Below are 13,527 nucleotides of genomic sequence, written 5' to 3'. Positions count from 1 at the left end.
AATGAAAAAATCTATTGATATAATTTGTATTGGGGAAGTTGTAATTGATTTTATAGGTCATCAAATTGACACTTCAATAAATAGAACTAAAGATTTCCATCGATTTTTAGGTGGATCCCCTACAAATGTTGCTGTTAATGCAACAAGATTAGGCTTGAAATCAGCTTTAGTGGCCACTTGTGGTCAAGATGGATTAGGAGAGTATATCGTTCGTAAATTGAAGGCTAATAATGTCATTACTTCCTACGTTAAAAAAATTGATGATAAGCCAACTTCGGTAATATTTGTTTCTAAATCTACGGGGACCCCTGATTTTATTCCTTTTAGAGAAGCTGATTCTCAAATTGACCCGAGCCAGATTACAGATGATTTACTCGAAAAAGCCAAAATTTTTCACACAACATGTTTTGCACTAAGTAAAGAACCTGCTCGTACCACAATTCTTGAAAGCGCTAAAAGAGCAAAGCAATTGGGATTGAAAACAAGTATTGATATTAATTTTTCGGAACGAATTTGGAAGGATAGAGAGGAAGCTAAATTGGTATTGAAAGAGTATTTAGCTACGGATCCATTAGTAAAATTAAGTGAGGATGATTGCTACAGACTATTTTCAGAAGCAAAAACCGAAGATTTTATTTTTGAATTTTTTCATAACCTAGGTGCTTCAACAATTTGCTTGACAAAAGGAAAAGAAGGAGTGGTTTTGTCAGACAAAGAGTTTGGGCTTTTTCATCAAGAATCAATTCCAGTTCTAGAAATAAAAGATGCCACGGGTGCTGGTGATGCATTTTGGACAGGCTTTCTATATGCGCAACTTTTGAATAAAAATTTTAATGATACTATTACGATAGCTCAAAAACTTGCAGTTCTGAAATTGCAAAATGTCGGTAGACTTCCTACTAATATTGATATTGGTTCATTTATAGAATTAGATTAGCTAATTGCGCAAATATATTCTTATTGCAATTTATATCCTTTTATGTTTATTTTTTATAACTTTATCATTCACTAAATGAATTGATTATGACAGTAAACCAAATTTTAAGCACAAAAGGGAAAGAGGTATTCTCTATACTATCAACCCATACAGTCTACGAAGCTCTGACCATTATGAGTGAAAAAAACATTGGAGCCATCCTCATTATTGAAAACACAGAACTAAAAGGAGTTTTATCGGAGCGGGATTATGCCAGGAAAATTGTTTTAAAAGCAAAATCTTCAAAGAAAACATTTGTTCATGAAATTATGGAGACAAATGTGGTGACCGTAAAACCAACAGATAATTTGGATTTTTGTATGGAATTAATGAGTACAAAAAGAGTGCGTCACCTGCCCGTTTTAGAGAATGATATTGTAATAGGAATTATATCCATAAGTGATGTTGTAAAAGCAATAATAGAGTTGCAAAAAGATACCATACAGCATTTAAACACTTATATTACACAGTAAATTAATATTTTATAACAAAGAAATAGCTGCATTTATATGCGGCTATTTTTGTTTCTAAGGTAATAAATTAGCCCAAAATTTGAAAAGAATAGTATAAAAGCTGACTTTTTAAACCAAGTCTTCTATCTTTGTAATCTAGAATAAAAGCAAAAAAATGGACAAAAATAACAAAAGAAGAGAAGCATTATTATACCACGCTAAGCCTACTCCAGGAAAAATTCAAGTTGTTCCAACAAAAAAATATGCCACACAAAGAGATTTGTCACTAGCATATTCTCCAGGAGTTGCTGAGCCATGTTTAGAAATTGCAAAAGATATCAATAACGTTTACAAATATACCGCCAAAGGAAATCTAGTAGCCGTAATTACAAACGGTACCGCTGTTTTGGGTCTAGGGGATATAGGTCCCGAAGCCTCAAAACCAGTAATGGAAGGAAAAGGTTTGTTGTTTAAAATTTTTGCAGATATTGATGTTTTTGATATTGAAATAGGAACGAAAGATATTGAAGAGTTCATCCAAACAGTTAAGAATATTGCTCCTACTTTTGGAGGGATCAATCTTGAGGATATCAAAGCACCAGAGTCTTTTGAAATAGAAAGACGTTTGGTAGAGGAGTTAAATATTCCTGTAATGCATGATGATCAACACGGTACGGCTATCATCTCATCAGCTGCATTGTTGAACGCGCTTGAACTTGCTGACAAGAAAGCCGAAGAGGTTAAAATGGTGGTTTCAGGAGCAGGATCGGCGGCACTTGCTTGTGCTGATTTATATGTTTTATTGGGTGTAAAAGTTGAGAATATTTTCATGTTCAACAGCAAAGGTTTGTTAACAAGTGACAACCCAAGTTTGTCTGAACTGCAATTAAAATATGCAAAAAATATCCCTTCAATGTCTCTTGCCGAGGCTTTAGTAGATGCTGATATTTTTCTAGGATTGTCTACAGGAGGATTAATGTCTCCAGAGATGCTGCTTACAATGGCTGATAATCCTATCGTTTTTGCTATGGCAAATCCGGATCCAGAAATTGATTATAATGTAGCTATTGCAACACGTAAAGATGTTATTATGGCAACAGGAAGATCAGATTTTCCTAACCAAGTTAATAACGTTTTAGGTTTTCCTTACATTTTTAGAGGAGCTCTAGACGTACGTGCTACCAAAATTAATGAAGCTATGAAAATGGCTGCTGTTAAAGCACTTGCTTTATTGACTAAGGAATCTGTTCCAGAACAAGTTAATGTGGCTTATGGAGCTACAAAACTTAATTTTGGTAGAGATTACATCATTCCAAAACCTTTTGATCCAAGATTAATATCTATTGTTGCACCGGCTGTAGCCAAAGCAGCTATGGAGTCTGGCGTAGCATTAAACCCTATTACAGATTGGAAAAAATACGAAGAAGAATTGAACGATCGTTTGGGTAACGATAACAAAATGGTTCGTTTGATTACCAATAGAGCCAAGATGGATCCGAAACGTATTGTTTTTGCCGAAGCAGATCATCTCGATGTTTTAAAAGCAGCTCAAATAGTACACGAAGAAGGTATTGGTTTCCCAATTTTACTAGGAAACAAAGAAATTATATTGGAATTGAAAGAAGAAATAGGCTTTGATGCTGATGTGCCTATTATTGATCCAAAAATTAAAGAGGAAGAGTCAAGAAGGAATAAATTTGCCTCAACGTACTGGTCTACAAGACAACGTCGCGGCATATCACTTCTAGATGCTCAAAAACTCATGCGCGAAAGAAATTATTTTGCAGCCATGATGGTCAATGAAAATGAAGCCGATGCACTGGTAACAGGACATTCAAGAAGTTACCCATCTGTAGTGAAACCTATGTTGCAACTGATTGATAAAGCAGCTGGTGCTTCAATAATTGCTACAACAAATATGATGATGACGGCTCGTGGGCCAATGTTTTTATCAGATACTGCAATTAACATCAACCCGTCAGCAGATGATTTAGCCAAAATTGCAATCATGACTGCTAAAACGGCTAAAATGTTTGGAGTTGAACCAGTAATAGCTATGGTGTCGTTTTCTAATTTTGGATCTTCATCAAATGAGAATGCTTCAAAAGTACGTGAAGCTGTAGCCTTTTTGCATAAGAATTATCCAGACATGATCATTGATGGAGAAATTCAAGCCGACTTTGCTTTAAACCCTGAAATGTTAAAAGAGAAGTTTCCATTCTCTAAACTAGCTGGAAAAAAAGTAAATACGTTGGTTTTCCCAAATCTAGAATCGGCAAATATTACGTATAAACTATTGAAAGAACTTAACAAAGTAGATTCTATAGGACCGATCATGTTAGGAATGGGCAAACCGGTACACATTTTTCAATTAGGAGCAAGTGTTGAGGAAATGGTAAATATGGCAGCAATTGCAGTGATTGATGCACAAGAAAAAGCCATTAAGAAAGCCAAACAAATTTAATTTAATGCATTGTAAACAAATTGTAGCATAATTTTTTATCAGAAATTTATGCGTGTACAAATTTTGTTATATTTGGAACTATTTTATATACATCATGATAGCACACTTACAAGGGAAACTCGTAGAAAAATCGCCAACACATATTGTTATTGATTGTGCGGGCGTAGGCTACCATATAAATATTTCCTTATATACATATTCATTATTACCCAATACCGATTTTATAAAAGTATATACGCATCTTCAAATTAAAGAAGATGCGCATACACTTTTTGGGTTTATTGAAAAATCTGAAAGAGAAATTTTCAGACTCTTATTGTCTGTTTCAGGTATTGGCGCAAGCATTGCTAGAACAATGTTGTCCTCACTTGATCCCAAACAAATTACAAATGCCATAGGATCGGCAGATGTAGTAACTATTCAATCTATTAAGGGAATTGGTAGTAAAACAGCACAGAGGGTGATACTTGACCTCAAAGAAAAAGTATTAAAACTTTATGATTTAGACGAAGTTTCTATGTCTCAAAGCAATACAAATAGAGATGAAGCGTTATCAGCATTGGAAGTATTAGGTTTTGTACGAAAAAGTTCGGAAAAAGTTATCGAAAAAATCGTCAAAGAAAATCCAGATGCTACCGTTGAATCTATTATCAAACAAGCTTTAAAAAACCTATAAAAGGGATTTAAGAAACAGGAGTTATATGCATAAAAATTGTATTTTTTGGCTTGTTCTATTATGTGGTTACATATTGCATGCTCAAGTTAAAGAGGGAACTCAGGATACGGTAAGTAAGGGTTTCTCTAAGGGGAAATTACAGCTTAAAAACCCACCAAGTATACTTTCATCATATACGTATGATCCAGCTATAGATAGGTATGTGTACACAAGTTCTTTTGACGGGTTATCTATAAATTACCCTATCATATTGACTCCTAAGGAATATGAGAAATTAGTTTTGAAAGAGTCAATGCGCAACTATTTTAAAACAAAAGTAGATGCCATAGACGGTAAAAAAGAAGGTAGCCAAGACGCAAAAAAAGATTTATTACCGCGATACGTTATCAAATCAGGTTTGTTTGAATCTATTTTTGGTAGTAATACCATTGATGTAAAACCTACAGGATCTGTTGAAATGGATTTAGGTTTGCGTTTTACAAAACAAGATAATCCTTCATTTTCTCCTAGAAACAGGTCTAATCTTTCCTTTGATTTTGATCAAAGAATCAGCATGAGTTTGATGGGGAAAGTGGGAACAAGACTTAATGTAAATGCTAATTATGATACTCAATCTACCTTTGCATTTCAAAACTTAATAAAACTAGATTATGCACCTACTGAGGACGATATCATTCAAAAAATAGAAGTCGGAAATGTGAGCATGCCACTAAACAGTTCTCTGATTCGAGGAGCCCAAAGTTTATTTGGTTTCAAGACACAATTGCAATTTGGTAAAACAACTTTCACAGGGGTATTCTCAGAACAAAAATCACAAACAAAAAGCGTAGTTGCTCAAGGTGGAGGTACCATTGAAAACTTTGAAATGTTTGCTTTAGATTATGATAGTGATCGCCACTTTTTCTTATCGCAATATTTTAGAGACAGGTATGATAAGTCTCTTGTAAATTATCCTTTTATAGATAGTAGAGTTCAAATCTCAAGAATTGAAGTTTGGGTTACTAACAGACAAAATAGGGTAACTACAACCAATAATAATTTGAGGAACATTATTGCTATTCAAGATCTAGGTGAAGCCCAAATCACAGGTATTCCAGATAATGAAGTTGTTGTGCTAGACCCATCTACAGGAATCTTTAATGCTCCAGCTAATACTCCCTCAAATAATGCTAATAACGATTATGATCCAGCTCAAATTACTACTGGAACGGGTTTGTTAAATGCTAATATTAGAGAAATTGCTACTTCAAGTTCAGGGTTTAATACCACTGTTAGCGAAGGTCAAGATTACTCTAAGCTTGAGAATGCTAGAAAATTAAACCCAAATGAATTCACCTTTAATCCGCAACTTGGATTTATTTCTTTGCAACAACGTTTGGCAAATGATGAGGTTTTAGCAGTGGCTTACCAATATACCATTGGTGACCAAGTATATCAAGTAGGGGAGTTTGGTAATGACGGAGTAGATGCTACTGTGGTTACAGGAAACACTCCTGCAACACAAGCCATTATTTCTCAAAGTTTAATATTGAAAATGCTGAAAAGTAATTTAACCAATGTTAAAAATCCCATTTGGAACTTAATGATGAAAAACATTTATCAAATACAAGGTGGATATCAATTAAAACAAGAGGATTTTAGATTTAATATTTTATACGCAGATCCTTCTCCTATAAATTATATTTCTGAAGTTACAGGAACTCCATTTCCAGATAAAAATAATCCAACTTTAATTCCTCCAAAAGACTATACAGTTACTAGTACACCATTATTGAAAGTATTAAACTTAGATAAATTAAATTTCAACAACGATCCTCAAGCAGGTGGAGATGGTTTTTTTGATTTTATACCTAATTTGACTATTGATGCGCAAAACGGTCGCATCATGTTTACTACTAAGGAGCCTTTTGGGGAATTATTGTTTTCTAAATTGTCTAATTCTGCTATTGAAGATTACAGGAATCCATCTACATATAACGACAATCAGCGTAAATATGTGTTTCAAAGTATGTATCGTAACACGCAAGCAGGTGCGTTACAAGACAGTGATAAAAATAAATATCTATTAAGAGGGAAGTATAAATCTAGCGGAAGTGATGGAATTCCTATTGGTGCCTTTAATGTTCCACAAGGTTCTGTGGTAGTTACGGCCGCAGGCAGACGATTGGTTGAAGGGGTAGATTACAGTGTGAATTATCAATTTGGTCGTGTACAAATTCTTGATCCATCTCTTCAAGCCTCAAACACTCCAATAGAAGTGTCTTTAGAAAATAATTCTGTTTTTGGTCAACAAACCAGACGTTTCATAGGATTGAATGTAGAGCATAAAATATCAGATAATTTTGTAGTAGGGGGGACATTTTTAAAAATGACCGAGAGACCTTTTACGCAAAAATCAAGTTTTGGTCAAGAGTCTGTAAACAATACCGTTTTTGGATTAAATACAAATTATTCTACTCAAGTTCCTTTTTTGACCCGCTTGGTCAATATGTTGCCAAATTTAGACACTGATGTACCATCTAATTTATCCATAAGAGGTGAAGTTGCATTTTTAAGACCTGATACCCCAAAAGCAGATCAGTTTCAAGGTGAATCAACTATTTATGTAGATGATTTTGAAGGTTCTCAATCTACAATTGATATGCGGTCGCCGCAGGCTTGGAGTTTGTCATCAACACCAGAAAGAACAACAACAAGTTCGTATGATTTTAACGGTAGCGCAACCAATTTGAGCTATGGTTTTAAAAGAGCAAAACTGGCTTGGTATGCCATTGATCCTATCTTTTATACACAAAGGCCAACCGGAGTTTCTGATGATGATTTGTCATTCAATAAAACAAGAAGGGTTTTTAGTAGGGAATTATATCCCTTAACTGATATAGCTCAAGGGCAAACACAAGTAATAAGCACGCTGGATTTAACTTATTTTCCATCAGAAAGAGGACCTTACAATAATAATAGTGCTTTGGATGCTAATCCTACTGAAAATTTTGGTGGAATCATGAGAGCTCTTAATTCTACAAACTTTGAACAAGGAAACGTAGAGTACATTCAGTTTTGGGTTTTGGATCCTTATGTAGGGAATGGCCCTGCACCACAATCTAATACAGGAAAGATTTATTTTAACCTAGGTGAAATTTCCGAAGATATTTTAAAAGACGGTCGTAAACAATACGAAAACGGATTAGGGCCTGGTCAAGTTGTAGTGACTCCAAGACCGCTTTGGGGAGAAGTTCCTGCCTCACAATCCTTGATTTATGCATTTGATACAGATGTGAATAACAGGCAAAATCAGGATGTAGGTCTTGATGGTTTGTCAAATTCTAACGAAGGATCTGTGTATACAAATTTTGCATCAGAGCTTGATCCAGCAGCTGATGATTATACTTTTTATTTGAATGCCAATGGTACAATAATAGACCGATATAAAAATTATAATGGCGTTGAAAATAACTCGCCAGTTGATATTAATTCCGCTAACAGAGGTTCTAGTACTGTACCTGATGTTGAAGATATTAATAGAGATAATACCATGAATACTATCAATGCCTACTATGAGTACAGTATTGATATGCGCCCAGGAATGAATATAGGTCAAAATTATATTACAGACATTCGTAATACCCAAGTAACCTTGCCTAACGGTTCTACTACTGATGCAAGATGGATACAATTTAAAATACCAGTTTCTCAGCCTGAAAATGTTATAGGTTCCATCTCTGATTTTAGATCCATTCGATTTATGAGAATGTTTATGACAGGTTTTAATGATGAGGTTACGGTACGTTTTGGCGCACTTGACCTTGTGCGTGGAGAATGGAGACGTTACACTAATGCGCTTGATTTTAATGATCTAAATCCTGATGATGATGGCACTAATCTAGATGTTCTTGCCGTTAACATTCAAGAAAATAACGAGCGTTGTCCTGTAAATTACGTTACTCCACCAGCTGTGCAACGAGAACAATTATTTAACAACAACACGGTAATTAATCAAAACGAGCAATCACTTGCGTTACGTGCTTCGGGAGACGGGTTAGAGCCACAAGATTCTAGAGCAGTTTTTAAAAATGTAAGTATAGACATGAGACAATTTAATAAATTGAAAATGTTTTTACATGCTGAATCACTACCTAATGAGATTGCATTAAGTGATAATCAAATGGTAGGTTTTATCCGTTTTGGAAATGATTTTAATCAAAATTTTTATCAAATAGAGATTCCATTAAAAGTTACAGTACCCTCTGGCGGTAATACTTCAGATTGTGGTGCTTTGAGTCCAGAACTAGTTTGGCCATCCGAAAACGAAATAGATTTACCACTTGAATTATTGACTAGAATGAAAATTCTTGCCATGAAAGTAAATCCAAATACACTTCCGCTGGATGGGATTTATTATCCAGATAGTGATGCATCTCTTCCTGACGGAGACAAATCCACTACGCTTAAGTTAGGGATTAAAGGAAATCCTAACTTTGGTTTGGTTCGAACACTTATGGTGGGTATAAAAAACAATGATCCTCTTAATGACATAAAGGGTGAGGTTTGGTTTAATGAATTGCGTTTGGCCGATATGGATAATAAAGGCGGAATGGCTGCTGTTTTAAATGTTGATACTAATCTTGCTGATTTTGCTACCGTATCTGCATCGGGTAGAAAAACGACAATAGGTTTTGGTTCCCTAGAGCAAGGGCCAAATGAGAGAAGTAGAGAGGACATACAGCAATACAATATTGTAACCAATGTAAATCTAGGGAAACTATTGCCGCAAAAATGGGGAGTGAATTTACCGTTCAACTATTCTGTAGGCGAAGAAACTATCACTCCAGAGTACGATCCATTTAACCAAGACATTAAGTTGAAGCAGTTGTTAGAAAACACCACAAATCAAAATGAAAAAGATAATATTGCAAACAGAGCAATTGATTATACTAAAAGAACAAGCATCAATTTTATTGGAGTAAAAAAAGAACGTCAACCAGAGCAAAAACAAAGAGTGTATGATCCTGAGAATTTCACTTTTTCTCAGTCTTTCAATCAAGTAGAACGTCATGATTTTGAAATAGAAGATTTTGTGGATCAGCAAGCTAATTCGGCGGTGGATTATGCCTACACTTTTAAAACAAAACCTGTTGAACCCTTTAAAAAATCAAAGTTTTTAAATAAAAGTAATTATTGGAAAATGTTGAGCGATTTTAATTTTAATTATTTACCGTCAACCATTTCTTTTAATACGAATATCAATAGACAATACAACCGTCAACAATTTCGTCAAGTTGAGGTAGAGGGTATTGGTCTTGACCCTTTATTTAGAAGAAATTTTGCTTTTAATTATCAATATGGCTTTAATTACAACCTTACAAAATCATTAAAACTGAATTACACAGCATCTTCAAGTAATATTGTGAAGAGTTATCTCAATGAAGATAATGAACCTATTGATAGTTTTACAATATGGGACAGGTATTGGGATATGGGTGATCCTAACCAGCACATGCAACAATTAGTTGTAAATTATGAATTGCCTATTAACAAGATTCCGTTATTTAGTTTTATAAAAGCAACCTATTCCTATACGGGAGATTACAGCTGGCAACGAACATCTAATGCGTTGTCACAAATTACAATTGGAGGACAAGACTTTAATTTAGGAAATACCATTCAAAATGCGAGTTCAAGTAATTTGAATGCTAGCTTAACTATGGAAACTTTGTACAAGTACTTGGGAATTTCTAAAACGAGTAAGAAACCAGCACCTAAACCTAAGACAGGCCCGCCTAAACCGGGGGAGAAAATTGTTAATACAAATGTTGCTGCTGCTACTGCTAAAAACGGAATTTTTGTAGATGGATTGATAGGAATGCTTACTAGCGTTAAAAACATTCAGGTAAATTACACGCACAATAGCGGAACCGTTTTACCAGGATATACCCCAGGCATTGGCTTTCTAGGATCTTCTAGGCCTTCGTTGGGCTTTATTTTTGGCAGCCAAGACGACATTCGTTTTGAAGCTGCAAAAAATGGGTGGTTAACAAATTATCAAGATTTTAATCAAAATTATACTCAGGTAGATAATAAAATTTTGAAGGCTACAGCCAATGTGGATTTGTTTCCGGATATGAAAATAGATTTAACTTTTGACAGAGCATTGTCACAAAATGATTCGGAGCAATATGATGTTTCAAACGGGATATACAATCCAAGATCGCCTTTTAGTACTGGAATTTTTTCTATCTCTACGGTATTGATCAAAACGTCTTTTTCGGCAAGTGATCAAAACTCATCACAAGCATTTGATGATTTTAGAGAAAACAGACTCGCGGTTGCCAATAGATTAGCTACGGCTAGGGGAATAAATATTAACAATCCGGCAAATCTTGACGGCGAAGGTTATCCAAAAGGTTTTGGAAAAAACAATCAAGCTGTTTTATTACCTGCTTTTCTTGCTGCTTATTCTGGGAATGATGCAGGTGGCGCTTCATTGGGTATTTTCAGGAATTTACCACTACCTAATTGGGCCATTAAGTACAATGGTCTGATGCGCTATTCTTTATTTAAGAAAAATTTCAAGCGCTTTTCTTTGTTGCATAATTATAGAGCTTCCTATACTATTAATGCGTTCCGTTCTAATTTTGAATATGACAAAAATCCAAACGGAATTGATGCAAGTGGCAATTTTTTTAATAAAACTATTATGTCTAACATCAATTTAGTAGAACAATTCAATCCTTTGGTTCGAATGGATTTTGAGCTTAAAAGTTCGCTAAAAGTACTTACTGAAGTTAAGAAAGATAGAGCGCTATCAATGAGTTTTGACAATAATTTATTGACTGAGGTTAAGGGGCTTGAATATGTTGTTGGACTTGGATACAGGTTTAAAGACGTGATTTTTTCTTCAAGATTGGCTGACAATCCAACGGGAGTTATAAAGAGTGATATCAACCTATCCGCAGATGTTACGTATAGAAACAATGAAACGATAGTACGTTATTTGGATTATAACAACAATCAGCTGGCAGGAGGACAAAACATTTGGACCGTAAAAGTTAAGGCTGACTATGCTTTTAGTAAAAACTTGACAGCCATTTTTTATTACGATCACTCTTTCTCAAAGGCTGTTATATCAACTGCTTTTCCACTTACCAATATCCGATCTGGATTTACATTGCGTTATAATTTTGGAAATTAATTTTTAAATTCTAATCGGTAATTGAAAAGAAGATTGTTACATTTGTCAATAAATTCAAAAAAAATAAAAACTAATAAATAATTACAATTTAAATGAACATACCTGCAAATTTAAAGTATACAAAAGACCACGAGTGGGTTAGTATAGAAGGCGATATCGCAACAATAGGAATCACTGATTTTGCTCAAAAAGAATTAGGTGATATTGTTTATGTAGAAGTTGAAACTTTAGATCAAACACTTGATAAAGATGAGGTTTTTGGTACAGTAGAGGCAGTAAAAACAGTTTCGGATTTGTTTCTTCCTCTTGCTGGCGAAATCATTGCTTTTAATGATGACTTAGAGAGCAATCCTGAAAGTGTAAACTCAGATCCTTATGGAGCTGGATGGATGATCAAAGTAAAAGTGGCGAATGTTGCTGATTTTGACTCTTTACTATCAGAAGAAGCGTATAAAGAATTAATTGGTGCTTAAAAAAATATATCCATGGGCGCTAGTACTCTGGATAGGAACTATAACTTTTTTTTGTTTGGCAACCTTTAAAAGTGTGCCCTTAGGAAGCGTTTCTAATTTAGATAAAATCGTACATGCATTTTTTTATTTGATTTTTACAATTCTGTTTTACCTTTCTGTTAAAAATAACTTCTCAAATACGAGTAGTTTTAAAGCAATGGCATTATCGTTTTTTTGCGCGGTTTTGTACGGCGTATTAATAGAAATTATCCAAGATAAATTTACAGCTACACGCCATGCTGATATTTATGACGTTTTAGCAAATACTACTGGAGCAACTATTGCGGTACTACTAATTTACTTTTCAAATAAAATACTATCATCAGAATCAAAAAAAATCTCACACTAGTGGGATTTTTTTTTGAAGTGAAGTCATTCTATTTTTTTTAAAATAGAGTTCTGGAGCATTTATAGCACCCCTTTCAAATTGTAACTTTTAAGTGTCCTTAGTGTGGAGATAAAATGTATTTTTGTAAACAAGTTTAGTAAAATCAATAATCAAGACGACTATGGATATTAAGCAATATTTAGATGCAACCTATTTAAAAACTGCAGAACAAGCTGGCCTAACTCCAGAAGAAAATACAGTTGTTGTGAAAAAAAATGTTCAAGAAGCAATAGAGGAGGGTTTTAAACTAGTGATGATAAGGCCAGATATGGTTTCACTAGCAAAAAAAATGATAATTGATGCTAATGCGGTCTTGCAAGTAGGAACTGTTATTGATTTTCCTAATGGCGAATCCTCAGTTGAAGATAAATTAGAAGAAGCTCAAATAGCCATTCAAAATGGAGCTGATGATTTGGATTTTGTGTGCAATTATAAAGCGTTTAAAAATGGTGAAATAGATCTTGTCAAGCAAGAAATATTTGAATGTACACAACTTGGTTTAGATCATAATAAAGTGGTTAAGTGGATAATTGAAGTAGCAGCTTTAACAGATAAAGAGATTATTCAGATTTCTAGTATGATTAAAAATGTAGTGGTGACAGCTTTTAGTCAAGAACAATTCTCACGTGTTTTTGTAAAATCGTCCACAGGTTTTTATGAAACGGAGTTGGGTGTACCAAATGGTGCAACTTTACACACCATAAAAATAATGTTAGATAACGCTTCACCTTTGCCAGTAAAAGCAGCTGGTGGCGTGCGTACTCATGAAGAGGCGGTAACAATGATAAATCTTGGTGTGAAAAGAATAGGGACTTCAGGAGCTAAAATAATTTCCGATGGTCAAAAGGCCATAATGGGATACTAAATTGT

Annotated in this window: 8 protein-coding genes; all 8 read left to right on the top strand. The window is 34.4% G+C overall.

Features of this window, described 5'->3' with window-relative positions:
- The first annotated feature begins 1 nt into the window (after position 1).
- The 8 genes from LQ189_RS13100 (at position 2) to deoC (ending at position 13,522) form a co-directional block, all read left to right on the top strand.
- Positions 2 to 937, top strand: a complete 936-nt coding sequence (locus LQ189_RS13100) for a carbohydrate kinase family protein (RefSeq protein WP_230157750.1) — start codon at positions 2 to 4, stop codon at positions 935 to 937.
- A gap of 86 nt (positions 938 to 1,023) precedes the next feature.
- Positions 1,024 to 1,449: a CBS domain-containing protein gene (locus LQ189_RS13095; protein WP_230157749.1), complete on the top strand. Its 426-nt coding sequence runs from the start codon at positions 1,024 to 1,026 to the stop codon at positions 1,447 to 1,449.
- Between the two features lie 154 nt (positions 1,450 to 1,603).
- Positions 1,604 to 3,892, top strand: a complete 2,289-nt coding sequence (locus tag LQ189_RS13090; protein WP_230157748.1) for an NADP-dependent malic enzyme — start codon at positions 1,604 to 1,606, stop codon at positions 3,890 to 3,892.
- Between the two features lie 94 nt (positions 3,893 to 3,986).
- Entirely contained in the window at positions 3,987 to 4,568 is a 582-nt protein-coding gene (gene ruvA / locus LQ189_RS13085; protein ID WP_230157747.1) for a Holliday junction branch migration protein RuvA, read from the top strand.
- 25 nt (positions 4,569 to 4,593) lie between these two features.
- Positions 4,594 to 11,757: a cell surface protein SprA gene (sprA, locus tag LQ189_RS13080; RefSeq protein WP_230157745.1), complete on the top strand. Its 7,164-nt coding sequence runs from the start codon at positions 4,594 to 4,596 to the stop codon at positions 11,755 to 11,757.
- Between the two features lie 92 nt (positions 11,758 to 11,849).
- Positions 11,850 to 12,230 carry a glycine cleavage system protein GcvH gene (gene gcvH / locus LQ189_RS13075; protein WP_086452894.1) on the top strand — a complete coding sequence of 127 codons (381 nt, stop codon included), beginning with the start codon at positions 11,850 to 11,852 and terminating at the stop codon, positions 12,228 to 12,230.
- Positions 12,223 to 12,618, top strand: coding sequence for a VanZ family protein (locus tag LQ189_RS13070; RefSeq protein ID WP_230157744.1), 396 nt, complete (start codon positions 12,223 to 12,225; stop codon positions 12,616 to 12,618). Before gcvH ends, LQ189_RS13070 begins: the two co-directional genes overlap by 8 nt.
- A gap of 160 nt (positions 12,619 to 12,778) precedes the next feature.
- Positions 12,779 to 13,522: a deoxyribose-phosphate aldolase gene (gene deoC / locus LQ189_RS13065; protein ID WP_230157742.1), complete on the top strand. Its 744-nt coding sequence runs from the start codon at positions 12,779 to 12,781 to the stop codon at positions 13,520 to 13,522.
- Positions 13,523 to 13,527: the final 5 nt, after the last annotated feature.

It is taken from the genome of Flavobacterium sp. CECT 9288, assembly GCF_918731615.1.
In the GTDB taxonomy this organism is placed as follows: Bacteria; Bacteroidota; Bacteroidia; order Flavobacteriales; family Flavobacteriaceae; genus Flavobacterium.
Note: the sequence above shows the minus strand (reverse complement) of the source record. Positions and strands in the feature narration are given on the sequence as shown.

Coding starts and splice junctions, on each gene's coding strand:
- LQ189_RS13090 (WP_230157748.1), top strand. CDS start 1,604: ATGGACAAAAATAACAAAAGAAGAGAAGCATTATTATACCACGCTAAG.
- sprA (WP_230157745.1), top strand. CDS start 4,594: ATGCATAAAAATTGTATTTTTTGGCTTGTTCTATTATGTGGTTACATA.
- LQ189_RS13095 (WP_230157749.1), top strand. CDS start 1,024: ATGACAGTAAACCAAATTTTAAGCACAAAAGGGAAAGAGGTATTCTCT.
- gcvH (WP_086452894.1), top strand. CDS start 11,850: ATGAACATACCTGCAAATTTAAAGTATACAAAAGACCACGAGTGGGTT.
- LQ189_RS13100 (WP_230157750.1), top strand. CDS start 2: ATGAAAAAATCTATTGATATAATTTGTATTGGGGAAGTTGTAATTGAT.
- ruvA (WP_230157747.1), top strand. CDS start 3,987: ATGATAGCACACTTACAAGGGAAACTCGTAGAAAAATCGCCAACACAT.
- deoC (WP_230157742.1), top strand. CDS start 12,779: ATGGATATTAAGCAATATTTAGATGCAACCTATTTAAAAACTGCAGAA.